At 63.0% G+C, this 24,251-nt stretch carries 22 protein-coding genes; 8 read left to right on the top strand and 14 right to left on the bottom strand.

Translation table 11 applies throughout. The features are described 5' to 3' along the window. Positions 1–31: 31 nt before the first annotated feature. The 7 genes from JQ863_RS10115 to JQ863_RS10085 all read right to left on the bottom strand — a co-directional run bounded on the left by JQ863_RS10115 (position 32) and on the right by JQ863_RS10085 (position 8,260). Entirely contained in the window at positions 32–598 is a 567-nt protein-coding gene (locus JQ863_RS10115) for a holin family protein (protein WP_204114152.1), read from the bottom strand. Then, entirely contained in the window at positions 589–1,200 is a 612-nt protein-coding gene (locus JQ863_RS10110; protein WP_204114151.1) for a holin-associated N-acetylmuramidase, read from the bottom strand. The genes JQ863_RS10115 and JQ863_RS10110 overlap by 10 nt, the downstream gene beginning before the upstream one ends. 137 nt (positions 1,201–1,337) lie before the next feature. Beyond that, a complete protein-coding gene (gene ccmE / locus JQ863_RS10105; RefSeq protein ID WP_204114150.1) occupies positions 1,338–1,784 on the bottom strand; it encodes a cytochrome c maturation protein CcmE in 447 nt (148 codons plus the stop codon). 45 nt (positions 1,785–1,829) lie between these two features. After that, on the bottom strand, positions 1,830–2,858 hold the full coding sequence (gene argC, locus JQ863_RS10100) for an N-acetyl-gamma-glutamyl-phosphate reductase (RefSeq protein ID WP_204114149.1): 1,029 nt from the start codon (positions 2,856–2,858) through the stop codon (positions 1,830–1,832). Between the two features lie 111 nt (positions 2,859–2,969). Then, a complete protein-coding gene (locus JQ863_RS10095; protein ID WP_204114148.1) occupies positions 2,970–3,782 on the bottom strand; it encodes a glutamate racemase in 813 nt (270 codons plus the stop codon). A 24-nt stretch (positions 3,783–3,806) separates the two neighbouring features. After that, positions 3,807–4,682, bottom strand: a complete 876-nt coding sequence (locus tag JQ863_RS10090) for a lysophospholipid acyltransferase family protein (protein ID WP_204114147.1) — start codon at positions 4,680–4,682, stop codon at positions 3,807–3,809. A 164-nt stretch (positions 4,683–4,846) separates the two neighbouring features. Further along, positions 4,847–8,260: an indolepyruvate ferredoxin oxidoreductase family protein gene (locus JQ863_RS10085; protein WP_204114146.1), complete on the bottom strand. Its 3,414-nt coding sequence runs from the start codon at positions 8,258–8,260 to the stop codon at positions 4,847–4,849. Positions 8,261–8,431: 171 nt separating this feature from the next. Between JQ863_RS10085 and JQ863_RS10080 the strand changes: the two genes are divergently transcribed. From JQ863_RS10080 to grxD, 6 genes are all read left to right on the top strand, one after another. Continuing rightward, complete coding sequence (locus JQ863_RS10080) at positions 8,432–9,337, top strand: LysR family transcriptional regulator (protein WP_204114145.1); 906 nt, start codon at positions 8,432–8,434, stop codon at positions 9,335–9,337. A 284-nt stretch (positions 9,338–9,621) separates the two neighbouring features. Continuing rightward, a complete protein-coding gene (locus tag JQ863_RS10075) occupies positions 9,622–11,859 on the top strand; it encodes a mechanosensitive ion channel family protein (protein ID WP_204114144.1) in 2,238 nt (745 codons plus the stop codon). A 26-nt stretch (positions 11,860–11,885) separates the two neighbouring features. Next, positions 11,886–13,037 (top strand): BamA/TamA family outer membrane protein, encoded by a 1,152-nt coding sequence (locus JQ863_RS10070; RefSeq protein WP_204114143.1) that lies wholly within the window; start codon positions 11,886–11,888, stop codon positions 13,035–13,037. 94 nt (positions 13,038–13,131) lie between these two features. Next, positions 13,132–15,291 (top strand): phosphoribosylformylglycinamidine synthase subunit PurL, encoded by a 2,160-nt coding sequence (gene purL / locus JQ863_RS10065; RefSeq protein WP_204114142.1) that lies wholly within the window; start codon positions 13,132–13,134, stop codon positions 15,289–15,291. A 67-nt stretch (positions 15,292–15,358) separates the two neighbouring features. Beyond that, positions 15,359–15,589, top strand: coding sequence for a BolA/IbaG family iron-sulfur metabolism protein (locus JQ863_RS10060; RefSeq protein WP_204114141.1), 231 nt, complete (start codon positions 15,359–15,361; stop codon positions 15,587–15,589). Between the two features lie 24 nt (positions 15,590–15,613). Continuing rightward, positions 15,614–15,976 (top strand): Grx4 family monothiol glutaredoxin, encoded by a 363-nt coding sequence (gene grxD, locus JQ863_RS10055; RefSeq protein WP_204114140.1) that lies wholly within the window; start codon positions 15,614–15,616, stop codon positions 15,974–15,976. Between the two features lie 27 nt (positions 15,977–16,003). Here the strand turns inward: grxD and JQ863_RS10050 are convergent, their stop codons facing one another. From JQ863_RS10050 to JQ863_RS10040, 3 genes are all read right to left on the bottom strand, one after another. Beyond that, positions 16,004–17,200 carry a hypothetical protein gene (locus JQ863_RS10050; RefSeq protein WP_204114139.1) on the bottom strand — a complete coding sequence of 399 codons (1,197 nt, stop codon included), beginning with the start codon at positions 17,198–17,200 and terminating at the stop codon, positions 16,004–16,006. A gap of 73 nt (positions 17,201–17,273) precedes the next feature. Continuing rightward, positions 17,274–17,669: a cell division protein ZapA gene (locus JQ863_RS10045; protein WP_204114138.1), complete on the bottom strand. Its 396-nt coding sequence runs from the start codon at positions 17,667–17,669 to the stop codon at positions 17,274–17,276. Then, positions 17,669–18,343, bottom strand: coding sequence for a hypothetical protein (locus tag JQ863_RS10040; RefSeq protein WP_204114137.1), 675 nt, complete (start codon positions 18,341–18,343; stop codon positions 17,669–17,671). Before JQ863_RS10040 ends, JQ863_RS10045 begins: the two co-directional genes overlap by 1 nt. 209 nt (positions 18,344–18,552) lie before the next feature. Between JQ863_RS10040 and tkt the strand changes: the two genes are divergently transcribed. Then, the gene (gene tkt / locus JQ863_RS10035; RefSeq protein WP_204114136.1) at positions 18,553–20,571 is read left to right on the top strand and encodes a transketolase; all 2,019 of its coding nucleotides are present in this window, start codon (positions 18,553–18,555) and stop codon (positions 20,569–20,571) included. An 84-nt stretch (positions 20,572–20,655) separates the two neighbouring features. On the opposite strand, the gene JQ863_RS10030 is transcribed toward tkt, so the two are convergent. Together JQ863_RS10030 and JQ863_RS10025 are read right to left on the bottom strand one after the other, a co-directional pair. Then, complete coding sequence (locus JQ863_RS10030; protein ID WP_204114135.1) at positions 20,656–21,033, bottom strand: hypothetical protein; 378 nt, start codon at positions 21,031–21,033, stop codon at positions 20,656–20,658. A 10-nt stretch (positions 21,034–21,043) separates the two neighbouring features. Next, entirely contained in the window at positions 21,044–21,415 is a 372-nt protein-coding gene (locus JQ863_RS10025; protein WP_204114134.1) for a hypothetical protein, read from the bottom strand. 46 nt (positions 21,416–21,461) lie between these two features. Here JQ863_RS10025 and JQ863_RS10020 point away from each other — a divergent pair, with 46 nt between their 5' ends. Next, positions 21,462–22,034, top strand: coding sequence for a TetR/AcrR family transcriptional regulator (locus JQ863_RS10020; protein WP_204114133.1), 573 nt, complete (start codon positions 21,462–21,464; stop codon positions 22,032–22,034). On the opposite strand, the gene JQ863_RS10015 is transcribed toward JQ863_RS10020, so the two are convergent. After that, a complete protein-coding gene (locus JQ863_RS10015) occupies positions 22,031–23,002 on the bottom strand; it encodes a DUF808 domain-containing protein (RefSeq protein WP_204114132.1) in 972 nt (323 codons plus the stop codon). The two genes, JQ863_RS10020 and JQ863_RS10015, sit on opposite strands and share 4 nt — an antisense overlap. 125 nt (positions 23,003–23,127) lie before the next feature. Then, complete coding sequence (locus tag JQ863_RS10010) at positions 23,128–24,165, bottom strand: Glu/Leu/Phe/Val dehydrogenase (RefSeq protein ID WP_204114131.1); 1,038 nt, start codon at positions 24,163–24,165, stop codon at positions 23,128–23,130. Between the last annotated feature and the right edge of the window lie 86 nt (positions 24,166–24,251).

Here is a 24,251-nt window from a genome sequence, read left to right as displayed (position 1 = left end):
GCGTCCAATGGCTTTCGTCAAGTGCGGGTGATCACTTTGTCGCGCCCTGCCCGCCTGCCTGCGCATGCCAGTCGGCCAATGCGGGATTGCCATCCGGCTCGGCTATCGACACGGCCATGGGCGCGGCGTCCGGGCGCAGCTGCTCCAGCGCCTCGATATTGCGGACAACCGTGCTGGTGCGGCTCAGCGTGTCGGCGACCGATTGCTGGAACTCCTGCCCCTTGGCCTGATGACGCGCGCCGAAATAGAAGCTGACGATGACGCCCAGAAGCCACCACAGGGGTTCGGGCACCAAAGCGATGCCCTGCATCCGGGTCGAGAACCAGACCGGCTCGACCATGGCGGCAATCAGAAGCGCCATGCAGCCAAAGGCCAGCATCGGGCGTGGCAGGCGGTTGACGCCGTCCATGATGCGGTCAAAGCGGCCCTTTCTGGGGCGGTCGAATTCCCTGACAAAGGCGGCGATTGCGGCGCGTTGCAGGTCATGGTCGCGTGTCGCCCCGGCTTCGGCACCTTCGCGAAACACCTCAACTGTTTCGCGCAAGGCATTGCGGCCATTGCCAAAAACCATCTCAAGAATCGATAGGATCAGCCCCATGACGCGGTCCTTTCGCGGAATTCCTCGTCGCTCAGGTGGTAGCGCGGCGCGATGAATTCCTCGGCGCGTTTGATCCAGCCCCCTTTGCCGCCTGCGCGGGTGCGGACGTATTTGCGCGACGCGGGCCGGGCGTCGGCAAGGGCGAAATAGTAATTGCGCCGGGCGATCCCGTAGGCATCCACAAACTGTTCCGGCGCAAGGGCAAAGGCGCGGTGACAGGCGGTTTCGGTCTGCGGCCCGATGGCCCCGTCCACCGTCACCTTTTGCCCCATCTCGCGCAACAACCGCTGCAAGACCTTCACCGCATTGGCACCTGCGTTGACATACATGTCAAAGACCGAGGGCCAGAGCGGTTCCGGCAGCCGCCCGATGCCGGGACGGTGGAAATAATGGTCGAGGAAAATGTCGCGCGCCCGGCGCAGGTCGAGTCGCCGCACATCGGCGGCGTCGACATCTCCGTCACCATCCAGATCCAGCCCCAGACGGCGCAGCGTATGCACCGTCACACCGTATTTCGTCGCCCCGCCGGGATCGTCGGGGTCATCGACAAACCCGCCCTCCCGCGCGATGATCTGATCCGCCAGTTCCCTGACCCGCCGCATGTCACATCCTTTCTGCCTTTTTCGGTCAGGATGCTGCGCGCGGCGTGGTTAATGGCGGGCTTGGCCACCGTGCGGGCCAGAAAAAAGCCCCGCCAGATCGCTCTGACGGGGCCAATGTCGGAACCTGTGGCAAGCGGTCAGCTTTCCTCGGCGTGTTGATAGACACCCTGTTCCTTCAGCGCGTCGATGACCTCTTTCGGCATATAGGTCTCGTCATGTTTGGCAAGGATTTCAGAGGCTTCAAAGACACCGTTGATGTATTTCCCGGTGCCGACCATCCCCTGATTTTCCTCAAACAGGTCCGGCAGAACCCCGGTATAGGCAACCTTCACCGACGCGCCGCCATCGGTGACGCTGAAGAACACCGTCTCACCCTGTCCGCGCACCAATGTGCCTTCCTCGACCAGACCGCCGATGCGGAACACCTCGTCCGGTGCGGGCGGCGATTCGACCACCTGGCTGGGCGAGCGGAAGAAGTTGATACCGTCGCGCATGGCATAGCCGATCAGCGCGGTCGACACGACCAGCGCCACGGCTGCAACAAGGATCACCTGGATACGGCGGCGTTTCTTGAGGTTCTTCATGGTTCCCCTTTCGCAGACCCCTTGCCCGCCTTTCGGAAAGACAGGTTAGGGAAAGACCGGGGCCAGCATCAGCCCCGTGGTTTCGTCAAGGCCCAGCATCAGGTTGGCGTTCTGCAACGCCTGCCCGCTGGACCCCTTGGTCAGGTTGTCGAGCGCCGCGATCACGATGGCGCGGCCTTCGATCCGGTCCGATGTCACCCCGATGTGGCAGAAATTCGAGCCGCGGATCGCCCGTGTCGACGGTGCCTCGCCAAAGGGCAGCACTTCGAGGAACGGTTCGTCGGCATAGGCTTCTGCCAGCGTCTTGTGTATCTCCTTCGCGTCGCCCTGCACATAGACCGTGGCCAGAATGCCCCGGTTGGCGGGCACCAGATGCGGTGTGAACTGGACCTTCACGGGCCGCCCGGCGATGGCGGAAAACTCCTGGTCGAACTCTCCGAGATGGCGGTGCGTGCCGCCGATTGCATAGGCGTGATAGCCCTCGGACAGTTCGGCATGCAGAAGGTTCTCCTTCAGCGACCGACCCGCGCCGGATACTGCACATTTCAGGTCCAGAATGATTTGATCGAAGTCAATCACCCCGGCGGCAATCAGCGGCCGCAGCGCATATTGGCCGGTGGCGGCGTTGCAACCGGTCCCCGCGACCAGACGCGCGGCCTTGATCTCGTCCCGATAGAACTCGGTCAGCCCGTAAACCGCCTCGGCCTGACAGTCGAGCGCGGCATGGTCGTTGCCATACCATTTCTTGTATTCCGCCGGATCACGCAGCCGGAAATCCGCCGACAGATCAACGATTTTCAGCGTCTTGGGCAGGTCACGGATCACTTCCTGGCTGGTGGCGTGGGGCAGCGCGCAGAAACACAGATCGACCTGTGAAAAGTCGATCTGGTCAATGGTGCAAAGCGCGGGCAGGTCGAGGTGGCGCAGATGCGGGAAGACTTCGGCCATGGTCATGCCGGCCTTGCGGTCCGCCCCCAGCGCGACGATGTCCATCGACGGATGGGTGGCAATCAGCCGGACCAGTTCGGCCCCGGTGTAACCGGACGCCCCGAGAATTGCGATCTTGTGGGTCATTTTGCCCATGTCCTTCTTGTCTGTGCGGGCCTGTCTGCACGACGGATCGCCCCGCGCCCCTTGTCCAAGGGGTGATGTAGTCGATTTGTCGGGAAATTTCGAGGGGCCGCGTCAGGCGGCCGCAAACTCGATTTTTCGTCGCAGGAATTGCGTGGCGCGGTCGCTGACGCGGCGCGGGTCGCCGGTGGTCAGAAACATCGACTCGGTTCCCGGCCCGATCATCTTGGGATGACGGGCAAGATAGTCGGCCAGCGACTCGGCGACGAGATTGGCCTGGCTGTAAACCTGCACATCCGCCCCCAGCGCGTCCTGGAACGTGTCATGCATCAGCGGGTAATGGGTGCAGCCAAGGATTGCCGCCTCGGGCGAAGGCATCTTGCGTTTCAGCGCATCGACATGGGACCGCACCAGCGCCTCGGCCAGGATCATGTCGCCATCTTCGATCGCATCCACGACGCCGCCACAGGCCTGCGCTTCGACATCGACGCCGATGGCGCGAAAGGCCAACTCGCGCTGGAAGGCACGGCTGGCGACGGTGGCGGGGGTGGCAAACAGCGCGACATGCTTGACGGCAACCTCGCGCGGGGGGCTGTTGTCCCCCCATTTGCGTTCGGTCAGCGCCTCGATCAGCGGCACGAAAACACCCAGAACCCGCTTGTCGGCGGGAATCCAGCTTTCCTGCATCCGGCGCAGCGCGGCGGCGCTGGCGGTGTTGCAGGCCAGGATCACAAGGTCACAGCCCGCGTCGAACATGCGCGATACGGCCGATGTGGTCAGCTGATAGACATCCTCGGCGTCCCGCACCCCGTAAGGCGCATGGCCATTGTCGCCGAAATAGACAAACGGCACATCCGGCAGCCGCCGCGTTACCGCGTCCAGAACCGTCAGGCCGCCAAGCCCGGAATCAAAAATGCCAACTGCCATGGCCCGTCCTCAAATCCGCCGCCCTCAGGCGCGATATTTCTGCTCGAATTCGAACCCGTAACCGGCATCGGCCAGGGGCTCTGGCGACAAAGCATAGGTTTGCGCGCGCAGAAAGTCCATGAGCCGCTTGGAGTCCTTTTGCCGCGCCGCCAGTTCGCCGGGATCGACCGGTTCGCCGATCACCACGCGCACCGGCGTATCGACGCGGCGTTTGAACTCGCGGATCAAAAAGCCCATGCGCAGCGTGAAATGCAGGTGGCTGGCGATCTGGAACAGGCGGCTGGTGTGGCCGTCAAAGAAAACCGGCACCACGGCGGCCCCGGATTTTGCCACCATCCGCGCGGTGAAATTGCGCCAGCCGGGATCAAGCGGACGGCCAAAGGGCCGTTCGGCGGTCGAGACCGTGCCACCAGGGAAAATCCCGATGGCGCCGCCCTGCCCCAGATAGTCCAGCGCGACGCGCCGGGTTTCCAGGTTCAGTTTCATCGCCTCGCGGGTCTCAGAGAAATCAATCGGCAGGACGATGCGGTTCAGGTCCTCGGCCTTGCGGAACACGTGGTTGGCGAGAATACGGAAATCGCCGCGCGTGTCCGACAGGATCTTGCCCATCATCAACCCGTCAAGGATGCCATAGGGGTGATTGGCAATCAGGATCAGCGGCCCGGTGCGCGGGATGTTGTCCAGCGTGCCGCCCATGACCTCAAGCCTCAGCCCATAGCGCTCGGCCATCACCTGCCAGAAATCCCGCCCCGCCGCGACGTCCTGTTCATACCCGCGCGCACGTCTGATCAACCCGATCCGTCCGGTGGCGTTTTCCATGACGCGGATCATCGCCCGGCCACCCCGCGTCTGGGCGGAATGGGCATAGGAAATCTCACGAGCGACGGCATTCTGCGACATGGCGCTTTCCGGGATCAGTTTGCGGGCGCTGTTTAGGGCCTGCGCTCACCCGCCGCCAGAGGGTATGAAAGGGCCATGTCAATTTGGCAAAAACCTGCGCTGAAAACGCATCAGCGGGTCGGGACGCGGAGGCCAGACATCCGGGGCTGTCTGGCCCTTTTGCCTTATTCGGCCGCCGCCAGCGGCGCATCGCCCTGTTTCAGCGCCGCCAGAAGTGCCTCGCGCTGTTTGGCGGCCTTTTGCTCATTGGCCTGCTTCACCGGGCCGAACCCCCTGATCTGCAACGGCAGCTCGGCAAGCGCGACGGCGGCATCAGAGGCCGATTTGCCATGTTCGGCAATCAGCGCCTTCATGTCGGCCTCGTATTGCCTGATCAGCGCCCGTTCCATCTTGCGTTCGGCGGAATAGCCAAAGACATCCAGTGGCGTCCCGCGCAGGCGCTTGAGCCTGGCCAGAATGCCAAACATCCGCTCCATCGTCGCGCCGTATTCCTTTTTCTCGGGGCGTCCGTTGGACCCTTCCTTGGCCAGAAGCGGCGGCGACAGGTGGTATTTCAGGGTGAAATCGCCGTCAAAGGTCTGTTCCGCCTTCTTCCGCGTTTCAAGATGCAGGCGCGCGACCTCGTATTCATCCTTGTAGGTCAGCAGCTTGTGATAGCCCTTGGCGACCGCCTCTTTCAGGCGCGGATCGTCGATCTGGTCCAGAAGCTTGCGGTATTTCTTCGCCAGCCCCTTGCCCTGATAGGCGATCAGGTGGTCGGCGCGGAACGCGATCTGTTCGTCCAGCGTTTTGGGCTTTGCCACCACGTTCGGCGTGACAAGGCGCGCGGCCTCTTCCGGGTGGGCCACCGCCCAGCGTCCGACCTCAAACGCGCGCTTGTTGCGTTCGACCGCCGCGCCGTTCAGTTCGATCGCCTGATGGATCGCCTCGTGGCTGATCGGGATCAGCCCCAGCTGCCACGCGCCGCCAAAGACCATCATGTTGGAATAGATCGAATCCCCCATGACGATCCGCGCCAGTTCCGAGGCATCAAACAGCGCCAGACCGTCCTTGATCCGAGCTTCAAGAGCAAGCTGCAAGCGACTGGTCGGCAAGCGGAATTCGGTATTGCGGGTGAACTCTCCGGTGATGATCTCGTGGCTGTTCACAACCGCCCCGGTGCGCCCCGTGGAGGTCAGGCCGAGCGTCTTGGCGCCCGCGGAAACCACAAGGTCGCCGCCGATCAGCGCGTCGGCCTCGCCGGTGGCGACGCGAATGGCGCTGATGTCCTCGGGCGTTTCGGCAAGGCGGCAGTGGATATGCACCGCGCCGCCCTTCTGGGCAAGGCCCGCCATCTCCATCATGCCGGCGGCCTTGCCGTCGATCTGCGCGGCCTGCGCCAGCACCGCGCCGATGGTCACGACGCCGGTCCCGCCGACGCCGGTGATGACGACGTTATGGGTGCCCTCGATGGTCTTGATCTCGGGCATGGGCAGGTCGGGCAGGTCGAGGTCCTTGGTTTCCTCTTTGCGGATCGTGGCGCCCTCGACGGTGACGAAGGAGGGGCAGAACCCGTTGAGACACGAGAAATCCTTGTTGCAGGACGACTGGTTGATCATCCGCTTGCGGCCAAGCTCGGTCTCGACCGGCTCGATCGACACGCAGTTCGACTGCACCCCGCAATCGCCGCAGCCTTCGCAGATGTCGGTATTGATAAACACCCGGCGATCCGGGTCCGGGAACTTGCCGCGCTTGCGGCGGCGGCGCTTTTCATTGGCGCAGGTCTGGACATAAACTATGGCCGATACACCGCTGATTTCACGGCATTCTTCCTGAACCTTCATCAGGTCGGCGCGTTCATGGAACGTCACATCCCTGGGGAAGGCGTCTTTTTGCACATCTTCTTTCTCGTCATAGACGACGAAGACCTTCTCGACCCCCATGGCGCGCAGTTCGGCGGCGATTTTCTGCGGGGAAAGCCCGCCGTCATTGGCCTGCCCGCCGGTCATCGCCACGGCGTCGTTGAACAGGATCTTGTAGGTGATGTTGGTATTTGCCGCCAGCGCCGCGCGGATCGCCTGAACGCCCGAGTGGTTATAGGTCCCGTCACCGAGGTTCTGGAACACGTGTTTTGTCTTGGAAAACGGCGCCTCGCCGATCCAGTTCGCGCCCTCGCCGCCCATATGGGTGAAGCCCATCGTCTCGCGGTCCATCCACTGCACCATGTAGTGACAGCCGATCCCGGCATAGGCGCGGCTGCCGTCGGGCACCCTGGTGGACGAGTTATGCGGACAGCCAGAGCAGAACCACGGGGTCCGCTGGGCGATATCCTCGGCATTGTCGGCACGGCGTGCGGCTTCGAGCGTTTGAAGCCCGGCCTTGATGCCTTCGGTGCCGCGGCCCTCTTCGATCAGGATCTCGCCCAGTTTCTGCGCGATCCAGACCGGGTCCAATGCGCCGCGCGTGGGGAACAGTTCCTCGCGGTGCAGACCGCCTGCCCCGCCCTTGTACCAGCCATAGACGCGATAGCGGTTGTCATCGAACAGCGCTTCCTTGATCTGGATCTCGATCAGCTTGCGCTTTTCCTCGACCACCACGATCAGGTCCAGCCCCTCGGCCCATTCGTGAAAGCCCTTCATGTCCAGCGGGAAGGTCTGGCCGACCTTGTAGGTGGTGATGCCAAGGCGTTCGGCCTCGGCCTCGGTCACTCCCAGCAGGCTGAGCGCATGTTGCAGATCAAGCCAGTTCTTTCCGGCTGCGACAAAGCCGATCTTGGCGCCGGGCTTGCCCCAGACGCGTTTGTCCATCTTGTTGGCGTGGCTGAAGGCTTCGGCGGCAAAGCGTTTATAGTCGATCATCCGCGCTTCCTGCGCGTGGGGCGTGTCGCCAAGGCGGATGTTCAGACCGCCGTCGGGCATGTCAAACTCGGGCAGCACAAGCTTCACCCGGTCCGGGTTGCCATCGACCACCGCGGTTGCCTCGATTGTGTCTTTCATGGTCTTGAGACCCACCCAGACCCCGGCAAAGCGGCTGAGCGCGATGCCATAGATGCCATAGTCCAGGATCTCCTGCACGCCCGCAGGCGAAACCACCGGCATATAGGCATCCACCAAGGCCCATTCCGACTGGTGCAGCACGGTCGAACTTTCGCCGGTGTGGTCATCCCCCATGGCCATCAAGACACCGCCATGCTGCGAGGTGCCTGCCATGTTGGCATGCCGCATCACGTCGCCGGTGCGGTCGACGCCCGGCCCCTTGCCATACCAGAGGCCGAAAACCCCGTCGAACTTGCCCTCGCCGCGCAATTCGGCCTGTTGCGACCCCCAAAGCTGGGTTGCGGCAAGGTCTTCGTTCAGGCCGGACTGAAACAGGACATCGGCCTCTTTCAGCTGTTTTTCGGCGCGCATCATCCAGCTGTCCACCGCGCCAAGCGGCGAACCGCGATACCCGGTGACATAACCGGCCGTATTCAGCCCGGCCTTCCGGTCGCGTTCCTTTTGCATGATCATCAGACGCACAAGCGCCTGGGTTCCGTTCAACAGGACCGGTGATTTCGTCAGATCAAAACGGTCGCTCAGAGAAACTTTCTGAATGCTCACCTTGCGCTCCCCTCGCTGGATGGCCTCTATTCAAATATAGGGCGATAATAGGTCATAATTCCTGACCCATCAAGATATTTTCATCACCTCGCCCAAGGTTATGCAGCAACGGCGGTTTTGTTTTCGCTTGGTTTCGCTTAACTGGATATAAACGTCGCGAAAGTTACCGGTATGGATTGGGACAAGCTCAGGATATTTCACGCGGTTGCCGATGCCGGCAGCCTGACCCATGCCGGCGATGTCCTGCATTTGTCGCAATCTGCGGTGTCTCGACAGGTGCGCGCCCTTGAGGAAAGCCTGAACACCACCCTGTTTCACCGCCATGCGCGCGGGCTGATTCTGACCGAACAGGGCGAGTTGCTGTTTGATGCCACCAGTGCCATGGCCAAGCGGCTGGATGCCGCCGCCGCGCGCATCCGCGATTCCGAGGAAGAAGTGTTCGGTGAGCTGCGCGTCACCACGACCACGGGTTTCGGCACGCTCTGGCTGGCTCCACGCCTGTCGAAACTTTATGAGAAATACCCCGACCTCAATATCGACCTGATGCTTGAAGAACGCGTGCTGGACCTGCCCATGCGCGAGGCCGATGTCGCCATTCGCATGAAAGAACCCAGCCAGGCCGACCTGGTGCGCAAGCGCCTGATGAGCGTGCGGATGCGGCTATATGCTACCGAACAGTACCTGAAGGACCACGGCACACCTCAGACGCTCGAGGACCTTGCCGGGCACCGTCTGATCAGCCAGAACACCACCTCGACACAGGTCGGCGCAGGCGCGTCGATGGTGCATCAATTGATGGCCTATAACATCTCGTCCCGACTGTCGGTGAACAACTATTTCGGGGTGCTGCACGCGGTTCTTTACAATCTCGGCATCGGGGTTCTGCCGGACTATGTGCTGCAGGATTTCCCTGAACTGAAGCGCGTCCTGCCCGACTTCGAAAGCGCGGAAGTGCCTGTTTTTCTGGCCTATCCAGAGGAGTTGCGGCACTCGAAACGCATTTCTGTGTTCCGCGATTTCGTGCAGGAAGAGATCATTTCACATCGCAAGCAGTTGAAAGAGCAAGGAAACCTGTGAGCCATGCGCCAGGCGCATAGCAGCAATGCTGCAGGTGCGGCATTTTTTTCCTTGATCGATTCATATCCGATACCTATTTCAGCTCTCGAAGACGGTGATTGCTTAAATGCGCATCATCTTCATACCTCCCTGTTGGACTTAAGGCCGAGCTTATGCTCGGCCCTTTTTTTTGCCCTGCACATAATTTGCCCAAAGCGCCGAAATTCGGCGCGCGATTAAAGCGGTGCAATTGCCGACGCGATTGCTAAACTGCGCAAAACACAAAAATCCATCAGGGACAGACCATGTTTCGATTCGCCCATTTGCTTTTGGCCATTTTCCTTATTTCCGTGACCGCCGCGGCGCCCGGCTTTGCCCAATCCGACGCGCCCGCCGCCGAAATGCCCGATCCGGCGCAGATGACCCCCGAGGCGATCGACGCCATGGTCGCGCGCATGTCCGACGACCAGGTGCGCGCCTTCCTGCTTGAGCGGCTTGATGCGGTGGCAGCGCAAAACGAAGGTGTTGTCGCGGAACAGGGGATCGCCGCGCGGGTACGGGGGTTCTGGACCGCTTTCACATCGCCGATGCGCGAAGCCGGTGCCAAGATCGCGGTTCTGCCGTCGGTGACCAAGCGCACTTTCAGCCAGTTCTTTGAAAACCAGGGCGGCGGCAGCGGCGTGATGACGCTGTTTGGCCTGATCCTGGTGGCATTGGCGATGGCCTTTGCCGTCGAACTGGCGGCGCGGAAACTGATCCGGCTGCAAGAGCCGTCCTCGACCGACGCCGAAGCAAGCCTTTTCGATGCCCTGAAGTTCCTGGGCCGCCGGCTGATGCGGGAAATCTTCGGGCTGATCGTGTTTTATGCCGTGCTGCGCATATTGGCCCCGTTGATGTTCAACCCGACACAGCTGAGCTTTGCGCAGCCCTTTGTCTATTACCTGATCTGGATGCCCCGTCTTGGCGCGGCCTTGTCGCGCTTCCTGCTGGCGCCGCAGAAACCGCGGCTGCGGCTGGTCAATGTCGACAACGAGGGCGCGGGCTTCCTGCATCGCAACCTTGTTGGCCTGATGATCTATGCCGGCTTCACGCTTTTCTTCGTGGGCTTCATGTTCAACAACGGCCTGCGGCCGGGCGAGACCAACCTCGGCTACCTGCTGGATTCGCTGATCTATGTCTATGTCATCTACCTGGTCTGGTCGTCCCGCGATGCGCTGCGCCAGATGATGCTGGGCACGGATGATGAGGCCGACCAGACCCGTTTTGACAGGAAACTTGCCTGGTCCTATCCCGGTTTTGCGATTGCGGTCGCGGTTGGCACCTGGGTTCTGGTCAATACGCTGATCGGCACGGGGCAGATCGCGCAACTGCTCAAGGGGGCGCATTACACAACGATGTTCTGGCTCTTGGCCGCGCCGGTGATCGACACGGGCATTCGCGGGCTGGTCAAGCATCTGGTGCCGCCGATGTCGGGGGGCGGCCCTGTCGCCGAAGCCGCCTATCACGCCACCAAGCGCAGCTATGTGCGCATCGGCCGGGTGATCGCGGTCGGGGTGCTTGCCTTCATCATCACCGGCACCTGGGACGTGAAGTTGCAGACGCTGCTTCTGGAAAACGCCGGGATCGGTGACAACTTGTTCCGCTTCCTGATGACGCTGGTGGTGGGCTATCTGGTCTATGAGGGCGTGTCGCTTTACATCAACCGCCGCCTGGCCGCCGAGCAGACCGCCCTTGGCATGAGCCAGGAGGACGCCGACGCCGAGATGGGCGGGGCCAGCGGGTCGCGCCTGTCGACGGTCCTGCCGCTGATGCTCTTGACGGCGCGCAGTGCGATCATCGTCATTTTCGGCCTTCTGGCCATCGGCAATCTGGGCATCGACATCACCCCGCTTCTGGCCGGTGCCGGCATCCTTGGCCTGGCCATCGGTTTCGGCGCGCAGAAGCTGGTGACGGATGTGGTGTCGGGCGTGTTCTTCCTGATCGACGACGCCTTCCGCACCGGGGATTATGTCGAGATTGACGGCACCATGGGCGCGGTCGAGAAGATCTCGGTCCGCTCGATGCAGCTGCGCCACCATCGCGGCCCGGTGCATACCATCCCTTATGGCGAGATCCCCAAGCTGACCAACTACAGCCGCGACTGGGTGATCATGAAGCTCAAATTCACCGTGCCCTTCGACACCGACCCCAACAAGGTCAAGAAGATCTTCAAGAAGATCGGCAACGAGATGCTGGAGGATCCGCTTTACAAGGATGATTTCCTGCAACCGTTCAAGTCGCAGGGCGTGTTTGATTTCGACGATGTCGGCATGGTGATCCGGGGCAAGTTCATGGCCAAACCCGGCAAGCAGTTTATGATCCGCAAGGAAATCTACAACCGCGTGAAAAAAGAGTTCGAAGAGGCCGGGATCGACTTTGCCCGCCGCGAGGTGCGTGTTGCCATTCCGGGGATCGAGTCGCATGACGAGATTTCAGAGCAGGACCAGGCCGCCATCGCCGCCGCCGCAGCAGCCGAGGCTGGAAACCAGCAATCCGGGGCATGACCCGCATCGCCGAAAGGTCTGGAAACATGACGACATTTCCCCCAGTTTCCCGCGCGCGGGCAAACGTGTCCGCGACGGTCAAGGTCGCGGCGATTGCGGCCGCCGTCCTTGTCGCCCCCCTGCCCGCCACCGCGTCAGGCGGTCTGTTTGAAACCACCGCGAAATCCGCGAGCCCAAGCGGGACCGAGGAAGACACGGTCGGGATCAAAAACGGGTCGTTTGTTGCGGCCCCCATTCCAAGCCGCAGCATCGAACTTGGCTTTGGTCTGGCGGGGATCGCCGCCTATCTGTTCCAGATGGACGAAGGGTCCAGCGCGTCCTATTTCGGGCTTGGCTATTTCGAGAGCGAAAACAACAGCCTGGCTTACGGTGCGGCGGGCAGCCTGAGTTTCGACAATGACAACTGGAAGCTGGGCGCCTATGCGGGCTATGCCGATATCAATTACAACATGTATATCGCCAACCTGCCCGTGCCGCTGAACCAGACCGGCGAGCTGGCCGATGTCAGCCTGAAATATCAGGTCGCCCCCGAGATCTATGTCGGTGGGGAAGTGCAGTATTTCCGTTCGCGTGTGTCGCTGAATTCCGGCGGTCTCTTGCCGCCCGAACTGACGCCAAGCGCGCGCATGTCGCTTCTGATCGGCTCGGTTCTGGCCGAATACGACACCCGCGACGACACGATCTATCCCACACAAGGCATATTTGCCGAGGCCAAGCTTTCTTACGGAACCGATCTGGACGGGCTGGTCGACGATTACCACCGCACCATCGTCAAGCTTCAGGGGCACTGGCCCCTTGGCGACAACGGCGTTCTTGTCGGGCGGTTCACCGGCTGCGTGAACTCGGCCTCGACCCCGTTCTTTTCCAAATGCGCCATCGGCGGCACCGACAGCCTGCGCGGGTTCGCGCCGATGCGCTATGTCGGCAATGGGCTGGCCTCGGTGCAGGGGGAATATCGCCATCGGTTCAACAACTGGTTCGGGGCGGTGGCCTTTGCCGGGGCGGGCATGACGGATTCCGATTTCGACGGCACCACCGGCAAACAGGTCCATGCCGCAGCGGGGATCGGTCTGCGGGTCCGGTTGAACAAGAATTTCCCGCTGGATTACAGCATCGACGCCGCGATCAGCGACGAGGGTGACCAATCGCTTTACCTCTATGTGGGTCAGCGGTTCTGACGTCCCGGCCCTGCGGCACGCTTTACCCTTCCCCTTCCCGGCCCCTTGTCATAGAAACCCGGCAAACTGCGGCCACCCGGGAATCCCAAGAGACATGCAAGAGCCTGCCATCACCCCCGACCTGATCGAAGCGCACGGGCTGAAGCCCGACGAATACGAGCTGATCCTGGAAATCATCGGGCGCGAGCCGACATTCACCGAGCTGGGCATCTTCTCGGCCATGTGGAACGAGCATTGTTCCTACAAGTCCTCGAAGAAATGGCTGCGCACCCTGCCCACCGATGGCCCGCAGGTCATCTGCGGCCCCGGCGAAAACGCCGGCATCGTCGATATTGGCGACGGCGACGCGGTGGTCTTCAAGATGGAAAGCCACAACCACCCCTCGTATATCGAACCCTATCAGGGTGCGGCGACCGGCGTCGGCGGCATCCTGCGCGACGTCTTTACCATGGGCGCGCGGCCCGTGGCGGCGATGAACTCGCTCTCGTTCGGTGAGACCAGCCACCCCAAGACGCGCCGCCTTGTGAACGGTGTGGTCGAGGGGATCGGCGGTTACGGCAACTGTTTCGGCGTCCCCACCGTGGGCGGCGAGGTGCGGTTCCACCCTGCCTATAACGGCAACTGCCTTGTAAACGCCTTTGCCGCCGGCCTCGCCAAGACCGATGGCATCTTCTATTCCGCTGCCTCGGGTGTCGGCATGCCGGTGGTCTATCTCGGGGCCAAGACGGGCCGCGACGGGGTTGGCGGCGCGACCATGGCGTCGGCCGAGTTCGACGACACGATCGAGGAAAAGCGCCCCACCGTTCAGGTCGGCGACCCGTTCACCGAAAAGCGCCTGATGGAGGCGACGCTGGAACTGATGCAGACCGGTGCCGTGATCTCGATCCAGGACATGGGGGCCGCAGGTCTGACCTGTTCCGCCGTCGAGATGGGCGACAAGGGCAAGCTGGGCGTCAAGCTGAACCTCGAAGACGTGCCGCAGCGCGAAGAGAACATGACGGCCTATGAGATGATGCTGTCAGAGTCGCAGGAACGCATGCTGATGGTCCTGAAACCCGAGCTTGAGGCCGAGGCCCGCGCCGTGTTCGAGAAATGGGACCTCGACTTTGCCATTGTCGGCGAAACCATCGCCGAAGACCGCTTCCTGATCATGCATAACGGCGAAGTGAAGGCCGACCTGCCCCTGTCGCCGCTCTCGGGCCGCGCGCCGGAATATGACCGCCCCTGGGTGGAAACCCCGGCCGCCGCCGCCATGGACGACGTGCCCCAGATCGACCCTGTTGACGGGCTGCGGGCGCTGATTTCCTCGCCGAACTACGCGGGCAAGCAATGGGTTTACGAGCAATATGACACCATGGTCATGGCCGACACCCAGCGCGCGCCCGGCCTTGGCGCGGGCATCATCCGCGTGCATGGCACCGACAAGAAACTGGCGTTCACCTCGGACGTGACCCCGCGCTATGTGCGTGCCAACCCGTTCGAGGGCGGCAAGCAGGCGGTGGCCGAAGCCTGGCGCAATCTCTGTGCTGTGGGGGCGAAACCGTTGGCGACGACGGATAACCTCAACTTCGGCAACCCGGAAAAACCCGAGATCATGGGCCAGTTCGTCGGCGCAATCAAAGGCATCGGCGCAGCGGTGGCCGCGCTTGATATGCCCATCGTCTCGGGCAACGTGTCGCTTTACAACGAAACCGACGGCTCGGCGATCCTGCCGACCCCGACCATCGGGGCCGTGGGCCTGATTGCTGCCGGAGAAGAGCCGATCACCGGCACTGCCCGCGACGGCCATGTCGCCCTTGTCATCGGTGAGACCACCGGCCACCTGGGGCAGTCGGCGCTTCTGGCCGAGGTGTTCAACCGCGAAGACGGCGACGCGCCGCATGTCGATCTGGACGCCGAGAAAGCCACGGGCGAGTTCATCCGCGCCAACCGCGACCTCATCAAGGCCTGCACCGACCTGTCGGATGGCGGCCTTGCGCTGGCGGCCTTCGAGATGGCCGAGACCGCAGGCGTCGGCGTGCATCTGGACAGCGACGACACCGCATTCCTCTTTGGCGAGGACCAGGCGCGTTACCTGATCGCCTGCAATTTCGATCAGGCCGAGGCGCTGATGGTCGCGGCGGGCAAGGCCGGGGTTCATATCGAAACCGTCGGGCGCTTTACCGGTGACACGGTGCGTTTTGGCGCCAGCGAAGCGCCGCTCTCCGAGCTGGCCGACATCTTCCGCAGCGCATTTGCCGGGGCGGTTGCCTGATCGACGTCTTGCAGCGCCCCGTCCGGGGCTCTACATCTTGGACAAGGACTATTGGGAGACAACCTGAATGGCGATCCAAGCCCATGAAATCGAAGCCCTGATCCGCGCGGGCTTCCCTGACGCCAAGATCATCGTGCAAGGCGACGACGGCGCGCATTTTTCGGCCGAGGTGATTGACGAGAGCTTTCGCGGCATGAGCCGCATCCAGCAACAACGGGCGGTCAACGCGACAGTGAAGTCGGCGATTGACAGCGGGGCGCTGCACGCCCTTGCCCTGACCACGCGCGCGCCGGCCTGACCCGGCCCCCAGAAGGAAAAAGACATGACTGATGCAAAGACCCTGATCGACGAAACCGTAAAGTCCAACGACGTTGTGCTTTACATGAAAGGCACCAAGGAAATGCCGCAATGCGGGTTCTCGTCCCGCGTGGCCGGTGTGCTGAACTACATGGGTGTCGATTACACCGACGTGAACGTTCTGGCCGATGACGCCATCCGCCAGGGCATCAAGGACTATTCCGACTGGCCCACCATCCCGCAGCTTTACGTCAAGGGCGAGTTCGTCGGCGGTTGCGACATCATCACCGAGATGACGCTGTCGGGTGAACTGGACACGCTGTTTGCCGAAAACGGCGTCGCCTTCGACAAGGACGCCGCCGACAAGATCCGCGAAGCCAACGCCTGATCCTGTCTGCAAGCGCAGCGAAAGAAATCAGCCGTCCGTTCCGGGCGGCTGTTTTTCTTTTAGCCAGCGGTTTGCCATCCATACCCCCCAGGCCAGCGCGATCGCCAGAAGCCCGCCGATGATGAACGTGCCGGGGCTGGCGTGGAAACGCTCAAAATACTGAGTGTAGAGGTGGATCGTGCCGAAGGTCACGGCGATATTGAACACCTTGCGCCGTCCCCTGCTGGCAGCCCAGACCGCCGCCGCCGCCAGAAGCACGGCCCAGGCCAGGCTGAAGGCATCGGCGCTGATTTTCGTGGCATTGGCGTTGAACGCATCCAGCATGGCGCGATAGGCGGCCTCGGGATCGGTGGCATCGGCGGGCACGTCGCTGCGGCGCGGACGCCACAGCCCCTCGCCCACCGTGTCCCCCCAGAGCGAGCCGATCCAGAAGGCGATGTTCATCCAGACAAAGCTGAGCTGCCCCAGAACCCGGGTATGACGCTGGTACCGTTCGCTCAGGTTTGCCCCGGCCCACAGGCACCCCGCCACCACCACCGCCATCTGCAGGATCGTCAGCGTGCTTTCGCGGATCACAACCCCATAGGTCGCGGTGACATAGAAGGTCTGCGAGGACAGCGCCGTGGCCAGCGGGATCAGCGACAGGACGGTCAGAAGCCGCACGTCCAGCACGATCCCGGCGGCAATCAGCATCCCGGCGGCGTAGTAATAAAGCAACCACAAGGGCGCAATGGGCGCTTCGGCCCCGACCAGCCCCAGAAGATGCAGGCAAAGCCCGAGAAAAGCCAGCCATCCCATCAGAAAGCGCAGGCCGCGCGGTCCTTTTACCCAGCCCGCCAGCGACAGGCCCGCGATCACCGCGCCAGGCAGGACAAGCGCGGCGGCATCGCTCAGGTCCGGCGCGATCCAGGCCATGCCGCCCCCGATGAACATGACCGAGCCGATCACGGCGCCCGCGTTGACAAGAAGTGTCAGAACCTGTGGCCCGCGCAGCAGGAACACCGCCGCCCCCGCCGTTACCACCGCCCCGAGAAGGCAGAATTCTCGTGGATCGTCCAAGAACGCCGCCGTGCCGCCGATCACCGCGATGATGCCGGAAAACAGCACGATATTGATGACAAAGGACACCATCTCGTCCCGCGCGCGGCGCTGGATTTCCTCGGCCTGCGCGGACGAGATCACGCCCTCGTCCACCAGCGTTCTGGTATCGGCCAGAACTTTCATCGCAGCGCCCAGGAAACAGGAAAGCGGAGACCGCTGGCCCCCGCTTCCTTGCTAACGTAACGGTTGTTCCGCATCAGGACGCGACTTTTTCCTCAACCTCGGCGGCCAGCGCCTCGGCCCGGGCCGCGAGTTCCGCGAGGGTTTCCGAGACCTCGGTCGGGATGACCGGCACCTCGACCTTGGCCGGTTCGGGTTTCGGGGCGTCCTTCAGCGACTGAAGCTCGGCGGTGACGGTCTGAAGCTTGCTTTCCAGCTCGCGCAGGCGGTCCTGCACCCCGGCGGTCTTGTCCGCCAGCATCAGACCCGCCATCAGAAGCATCCGCGCCTCGGGCAGACGGCCGATCTGGGCGACCAGCACTGATGCCTCGTCATCCAGCATCTTGGCCGCCGATTGCAGGTAATGCTGTTCCCCGTCCTGGCAGGCCACTTCAAAAACGCGGCCGCCGATCTCGATCTCTACCTCGGGCATCAGCCATCCCCCATTTCTTTGTTGTCGTTGGCACCACCAGAGGCGACCTCGGGCAGGTCATCGCCCAGCATCGGGCGCAGCACGGCGAGGATCGCCTCGGCCTCGGCCTGTTCGATGGCGCGCATGGTGGTCATTTCTTCCAGTTCGGCGCGCAGCGACTGGTCGACCAGCGCCGGATCGGCCAGGTTTGCCTCGAGCGCGGCGCGCATCTGCTTGTTGTTCGCTTTCAACTCGGCCAGGAACCCGCGCAGACGGCGCAGGCGGCGCGACAGCTGGTTCAGAAGCTCGCGCCCCTCGTCGAAATCGATCCCCGCGCCTGCGGGCGCAGGCGGGACGCTCGCGGCCTCGGCCGCCGCCGCTGCCGCCGCCTCTGCTGCGGCTTCGGCGTCATCGGCCAGCTTCGCGGCATGGGCTTCGGCGGCATCCGCCCGCGCGGTTTCGGCCTTCAGGTCGTTGGCCAGCGCGTCGGCCTTGTCGCCAAGCGCCTTCACCCGTTCCTCAAGCTGGGCCGAGGCGGTCTTTTCATCCTCGAGCGCCTGTTTCAGCGCGGCCATCTCGTCGGCATCGGCGGATGCCTCGGCCTCCGAAGCCGCGCCCGGCAGGGCGTCGATCCCGGCGGCGATCCGCGCCATGGCTTTCGACAGCCGGTTTTCCAGTTCGCTGATCTCACTCATTCGCCTCATCCCGTCAATCTTGCCCGTATCGGCACCCGATCCCCGTCCCCACGAATCACGAAATGCCCCGGCTTTCGACAATACTATCCAATGGCCTGATAAAATGCGCCCCCTTTGGGTTCAACCACTTGGCAGCCATGCTTGATCTTCCTTGCAACCCTGTTATTGAGCATCCGAGCCCTGTCGCGACCAGTCAAAGGAAGACCCACGTGGATATCGCTGCCCTTCGCAAGAAACACCCCGAACACTGGACTCTGTCGACCGCGATCCGCGCGCTGACGCTGGATGCGGTGACCGCTGCCAACTCCGGTCACTCAGGCATGCCCATCGGCATGGCCGACGTTGCCACCGTGCTGTTCGGCAAACACCTGAAATTCGACGCCGCCGCCCCGAAATGGGCCGACCGCGACCGGTTCATCCTGTCCGCCGGTCACGGCTCGATGCTGATCTATTCGCTTCTACATCTTGTCGGTGACGCCGAGGTGACCATCGACCAGATCAAGAACTTCCGTCAGATGGGCGCGAAAACCGCCGGCCACCCCGAGAACTTCCTTCTGGATGGGGTCGAGGTCACGACCGGCCCGCTGGGTCAGGGTATCTCGAATGCCGTGGGTTTTGCCATGGCCGAGGAAATGCAGCGCGCCCATTACGGCCGCAAGATCGTCGATCACTTCACCTATGTCATCGCCGGTGACGGCTGCTTGATGGAAGGCGTCAGCCAGGAAGCGATCGGCATTGCGGGCCGTCACAAGCTGGGCAAGCTGATCGTTCTCTGGGACAACAACAACATCACCATCGACGGCACGGTCGAACTGTCCGACAGCACCAACCAGGTCGCCCGCTTCAAGGCGTCGGGCTGGCATGTGCAGGAAATCGACGGCCACGACCCCGAGGCGATCGACGCCGCGATCGAGGCCGCGAAGAAGACCAAGAAACCGTCGATGATCGCCTGCAAGACCCATATCGCCCTGGGTCACGCCGCGCAGGACACCTCGAAAGGCCATGGCGCGCTGACCAATGCCGAGCAGAATGCCGCCGCGAAAGAGGCCTGGGGCTGGGCGCATGATCCCTTCGTGATCCCCGCCGACGTCAAGGCCAAGTGGGAAGCGTTCGGCGCGCGCGGCGCGGCGGAGCATGCCGCGTGGCAGGCCCGTTTCGCCGAACTGTCGAAAGGCAAGCAGGACCAGTTCACCCGCGCCTATGCGTTCGAGGCACCGAAGCGCCTGTCGGCAGTGGTCAAACAGCTGAAGAAGAAAGCCTCCGAGGAACTGCCCAAGGTCGCAACCCGCAAGGCATCGGAACTGGCGCTGGAGGTCATCAACCCGATCATGCCGGAAACCGTGGGTGGCTCTGCCGACCTGACCGGATCGAACAACACCAAGACCGGTGATCTGGGTGTCTTTGACGTCGACAACCGCAAGGGGCGTTACGTCTATTGGGGCATCCGCGAACATGGCATGGCGGCGGCGATGAACGGTATGGCGCTGCATGGCGGCATCCGTCCCTATGGCGGCACCTTCATGTGCTTCACCGACTATGCCCGCCCCGCGATGCGCCTGGCCGCGCTGTCGCAAATCCCGACCGTCTTTGTCATGACCCATGACTCGATCGGTCTGGGCGAGGACGGCCCGACCCACCAGCCGGTCGAGCATCTGGCGATCAGCCGCGCCACCCCGAACACGCTGGTGTTCCGTCCCGCCGACGTGACCGAGACCGCCGAGGCCTGGGAAATCGCGCTGACGCAGAAGAAAACCCCGTCGGTTCTGGCCCTGTCGCGCCAGAACCTGCCGACCGTGCGGACCGAGTTCAAGACCAAGAACCTTGTCGCGCAGGGCGCCTATGTTCTGGCCGAGGCCGAGGGCAAGCGTCAGGTCATCCTGATCGCCACCGGCTCCGAGGTCGAGGTAGCGCTGGCCGCCCGTGACAAGCTTCAGGCCGAAGGCATCGGCACCCGCGTCGTGTCGATGCCCTGCATGGAGCTGTTCGCACAGCAGGACGAAAGCTATCGCCGCAAGGTCCTGCCCGCAGGGGCCGCGGTGCGTGTCGGCATCGAGGCCGGCGTGCGTCAGGGCTGGGATCAATGGCTTCTGGGCGAACGCGCCCGCCCCGGCAAATCCGATTTCGTCGGCATGGACCGCTTCGGCGCATCGGCCCCGGCCGAGGAACTGTTCGAAAAGTTCGGCTTTTCGGCCGAGAACGTCGCCGAGAAAGCCAAGGCGCTGCTCTGAGCGGCAACAGCTTGAAAACAAAAGGGCGTCCCGGTTTCGGGGCGCCCTTTTTCCTTGGCGGGGTGTGATCTCAGGTCAGCGGGGTCAGGCCGGCAGGGAAAGAGCCACCCAAGCGGTCAGCACCGCGATGGGCAGGAACCCCAGCCAGGACAGGTGCCGCCCCCGCGACAGGACCAGCGCCAGACCCGCGCCGATCCCGCAGCAGGCCGAGACGGTAACCAGCACCGCAAGCGGCACTAGGTCGGGACGAAACTGCATCGTCATCAAAACCACCGCCTGCCCCCACCAGAACAGCGTCAACAGGTGCCACCCCGCCCAAAGCGTCACGCGGCTGTTGCGCTGGCTACCCAGGATCACCGGCAGGTCAGGCCGCGCCAGCAGCGGCGCAATCAGCCGCCGACCGCCAAGGACGCTGTGCATCAGCCCGACAAGCACAAGCAGCAAAGCCGCGATCAACAACATGCCGCGTCCCTCATGCCAGAAGGATCGCCGACACCCCTGCCCCGGCGATCAAGGCAAACAGGCTGGTCGACGGCAGGCGCAGCGGCGGGATGCCGCCCATCCGCTCGACCACGAAGCTGAGAACCGACAGGGCCGCGCTGAGCGCCGTCAGAAAGACCAGCGATGGCAGGTCCGGGTTAAGCGCAAGCCAGCCAAACCCGGCCGCCATGAAGAACAAAAGAACGGTGGTGATGTGCCAGCAATAGAAGGACAGCCATTTTGACAGGGCGGTCAAGGTGGCATTGCGCAAAAGCGGCGGCGTGACCTGCGGGCCACCAACAAAGGTATGCAGCGCAAAGGCCGAGGCGGAAATGGCGGCACAAAGCCAAATGGACAAGATCATCTGTTTTTCCTTTTACTAGAATCAATTTTCTAGTATCTTCCCCAATATGGGCAGAACGTCAACATTCACCGATGAACAGGTCTTTGCGGCTCTGGCACGGCAGGTCGCCGCAGGCGGCGATATCAAGATCCAGGAACTGGCCGGGGACACGGGCGTATCCATCGGGTCGCTTTATCACCGATACGGCTCTCGCGAGGGGATCATGGCGGCGGCGTGGCTGGACGCTGTCTCGGCCTTTCAGACCGGGTTCCGCGCCGCGTTGACCTCGGGCCATGACGACGCGGGCGAGCGCGCGGCGCTGGCCACCCCCCGCTTTGCCCGCGCTCAGCGGGACCGGGCGGTGATCCTGTGCGTCGGCCGCCGCGAGGCGCTGTTGAGCGACAATGCCCCCAAGGACATCCGCGAACAGGTTGCGCAGTTGAACACAAGCGCCGCCGCCCTGCTGGAAGAGTTCGCCGCGGCACGGGCCTATGACCTGACCGCCTGCCTACATGCGATCGTGGCCTTCCCGCTGGCGGCGGTGCGGCTTTACCTGCCACACCGGGCCGTGCCCGCGTCAGCAGACGCTTATGTCCGCGCCGCCTATCGCGCCACGATCGAGATCGACAAGCCGTCTTAGTGCGCCGCACCCTTGCCCGTTACAGCACCGATCAAGGGCACTATCACCTTGGTCGCCACCGGGATCAGCACGAAGCCAAGCGCCAGTCCGAAGATGCCGTCCATCGTCGCCTTGGAAATCCACTCGACCGCGCCGACCCAGGCCTCGGGTGCCATGTGACCCACCGCATAGGCCCAGTCTTGGATATGGTGGCCCAGCCAGCCGAACCCCATTTGCTCAAGCCCATGCACGATGATCGACCCGCCGACCCAAAGCATCGCCGCCGTCCCGACAATTGTCAGCAGTTTCATGAACTTGGGCATCACTTGCACCAGCCATTTGCCAAAGGTGCGGGTTGCGGACAGGCGGCCATGATCGGCCAGCATCAGGCCAAAATCATCCATCTTCACGATCAGCGCGACCGAGCCATAGACCGCGACCGTGATCCCGATGGCCACGACCGCCAGCGTCGCTGCCTCCATCCAGAAGGTGCTTTCCGGGATCGCCGCCAGTGAAATGGTCATGATCTCGGCCGACAGGATGAAATCCGTCTTGATCGCCCCGGCGACCTTGGTTTCTTCCAGGTGCAGCGGGTCGCCGGGCTTGTCCTCGGGGAAGACCTGCGTGTGGTCATGCGGGAACAGCGCATGCCATATCTTCTCGGCCCCTTCAAAACACAAATACGCCCCGCCGAGCATCAACAATGGCGCGATCAGCCAAGGCGCAAATTCGTTCAGCAAAAGGCCGATGGGCAGAAGGATCAACAACTTGCTGCGGAAACTGCCCCTGGCGATCTTCCAGATGATCGGCAATTCCCGCGCCGGTTTGAAACCGGTCACGTATTTCGGCGTGACGGCGGCATCGTCGATCACCGCCCCCGCAGCCTTGGCCCCGGCCTTGGCCGCGTTTGCCGCCACATCGTCCAGTGACGCCGCCGCGATCTTGGCGATCCCCGCAACATCGTCCAAAAGTGCCAGAAGTCCGCTCATGCCCTGCCCTTTTTGCCGTTCAGGGACAACCTGCCGCCCTACCCGCGCGCTTTCAAGCCCGATTGAAAAAGAAAACGACGGAACCGGTGCCCGGTCCCGCCGCTTTCGCTGCGATTTCCAATGGATCAGGCCGCCAGTCGCGCCCGCGCCATCTGATCCGCCACGTCCGAGGTTGCCTCTCCGCTGGCATCGGCGCGTTTCAGAATGTCGCCGATCGTGTCGTAAAGCCCGTGGATCTTGTCGGTGATCCGAGCTTCGTCCGGCGTGGTGTAGATCACCGAGGACGAGCCGATGATGCCCCCGGCATTGACGACATAATCCGGGACATAGGCAATCCCGCGCTGTTTCAGCGCCGCGCCGTGGCGGGGTTCGGCCAGTTGGTTGTTGGCCACGCCGCACACCACCTTGGCCTTGATTTCAGGGATGGTCGTGTCATTCAGGATCGCCCCCAGCGCGCAGGGCGCAAACACATCCGCGTCCACCGCGTGGATCACCTGCGGATCCACCGGCGTCGCGTCGTATTTCGCCGCGATCTCGGCGGTGACATCGGCGCGCACATCCGCCACGATCAGCTTGGCGCCCGCTTCGTGCAACTGCCGTGCCAGGTCGCCGCCGGTGCCGCCCAGGCCCTGGATCGCCACGGTCAGGCCGCCCAGATCATTGCGCCCCCAGACATGCGCCGCCGCCGCGCGGATGCCAACAAAACCGCCAAGCGCGGTGAAATGCGAGGTCTTGGCCCCCAGGTGCTGGCTGGCGCGGGCAAAGACAAAGTCACAGGTCTCGGCCAGGACATCGGCATCCTCGGGGCCGACGCCGACGTCGATCGCGGTCCAGTATTGCCCGCCAAGCGCCTGGATGTGACGCCCGAAGGCGCGCAGCAGCGCCGGCTTGTCATCCTTCAGCGGATCGGCGATCACCACCGCCTTGCCGCCCCCCACGGGCAGCCCGGCCATGGCGTTCTTGTAGCTCATGCCCCGGCTCAGGCGCAGCACATCGGTCAGCGCTTCACTTTCGTTGGCATAAGGGTACATCCGGCATCCGCCCGCGGCAGGCCCCGCCTTGGTCGAATGGATCGCCACGATCCCGCGCAGACCGGTTTCGGAGTCATGGCAGAATAGCACTTTCTCGTGCCCGTCGAAATCCTTGTGATCGTAAATCCGCATCGCGCCTATCCTCTTGCCTGGCACCGTTCCTGTCCCCATGATACCGCGTCGTGATGAGAGAATCCGTGCAATCACGCTCAGATCAC

The organism is Shimia biformata (genome assembly GCF_016888515.1).
Classification (GTDB): Bacteria; Pseudomonadota; Alphaproteobacteria; order Rhodobacterales; family Rhodobacteraceae; genus Shimia_A; species Shimia_A biformata.
This window is presented reverse-complemented; position numbering and strand designations above follow the sequence as displayed.

What these genes read in the sequence shown, in the direction of transcription:
- JQ863_RS10115 (WP_204114152.1), bottom strand. Translation starts at nt 598, where the DNA reads ATGGGGCTGATCCTATCGATTCTTGAGATGGTTTTTGGCAATGGCCGC.
- JQ863_RS10110 (WP_204114151.1), bottom strand. Translation starts at nt 1,200, where the DNA reads ATGCGGCGGGTCAGGGAACTGGCGGATCAGATCATCGCGCGGGAGGGC.
- ccmE (WP_204114150.1), bottom strand. Translation starts at nt 1,784, where the DNA reads ATGAAGAACCTCAAGAAACGCCGCCGTATCCAGGTGATCCTTGTTGCA.
- argC (WP_204114149.1), bottom strand. Translation starts at nt 2,858, where the DNA reads ATGACCCACAAGATCGCAATTCTCGGGGCGTCCGGTTACACCGGGGCC.
- JQ863_RS10095 (WP_204114148.1), bottom strand. Translation starts at nt 3,782, where the DNA reads ATGGCAGTTGGCATTTTTGATTCCGGGCTTGGCGGCCTGACGGTTCTG.
- JQ863_RS10090 (WP_204114147.1), bottom strand. Translation starts at nt 4,682, where the DNA reads ATGTCGCAGAATGCCGTCGCTCGTGAGATTTCCTATGCCCATTCCGCC.
- JQ863_RS10080 (WP_204114145.1), top strand. Translation starts at nt 8,432, where the DNA reads ATGGATTGGGACAAGCTCAGGATATTTCACGCGGTTGCCGATGCCGGC.
- JQ863_RS10075 (WP_204114144.1), top strand. Translation starts at nt 9,622, where the DNA reads ATGTTTCGATTCGCCCATTTGCTTTTGGCCATTTTCCTTATTTCCGTG.
- JQ863_RS10070 (WP_204114143.1), top strand. Translation starts at nt 11,886, where the DNA reads ATGACGACATTTCCCCCAGTTTCCCGCGCGCGGGCAAACGTGTCCGCG.
- purL (WP_204114142.1), top strand. Translation starts at nt 13,132, where the DNA reads ATGCAAGAGCCTGCCATCACCCCCGACCTGATCGAAGCGCACGGGCTG.
- JQ863_RS10060 (WP_204114141.1), top strand. Translation starts at nt 15,359, where the DNA reads ATGGCGATCCAAGCCCATGAAATCGAAGCCCTGATCCGCGCGGGCTTC.
- grxD (WP_204114140.1), top strand. Translation starts at nt 15,614, where the DNA reads ATGACTGATGCAAAGACCCTGATCGACGAAACCGTAAAGTCCAACGAC.
- JQ863_RS10050 (WP_204114139.1), bottom strand. Translation starts at nt 17,200, where the DNA reads ATGAAAGTTCTGGCCGATACCAGAACGCTGGTGGACGAGGGCGTGATC.
- JQ863_RS10045 (WP_204114138.1), bottom strand. Translation starts at nt 17,669, where the DNA reads ATGCCCGAGGTAGAGATCGAGATCGGCGGCCGCGTTTTTGAAGTGGCC.
- JQ863_RS10040 (WP_204114137.1), bottom strand. Translation starts at nt 18,343, where the DNA reads ATGAGTGAGATCAGCGAACTGGAAAACCGGCTGTCGAAAGCCATGGCG.
- JQ863_RS10030 (WP_204114135.1), bottom strand. Translation starts at nt 21,033, where the DNA reads ATGTTGTTGATCGCGGCTTTGCTGCTTGTGCTTGTCGGGCTGATGCAC.
- JQ863_RS10025 (WP_204114134.1), bottom strand. Translation starts at nt 21,415, where the DNA reads ATGATCTTGTCCATTTGGCTTTGTGCCGCCATTTCCGCCTCGGCCTTT.
- JQ863_RS10020 (WP_204114133.1), top strand. Translation starts at nt 21,462, where the DNA reads ATGGGCAGAACGTCAACATTCACCGATGAACAGGTCTTTGCGGCTCTG.
- JQ863_RS10015 (WP_204114132.1), bottom strand. Translation starts at nt 23,002, where the DNA reads ATGAGCGGACTTCTGGCACTTTTGGACGATGTTGCGGGGATCGCCAAG.
- JQ863_RS10010 (WP_204114131.1), bottom strand. Translation starts at nt 24,165, where the DNA reads ATGCGGATTTACGATCACAAGGATTTCGACGGGCACGAGAAAGTGCTA.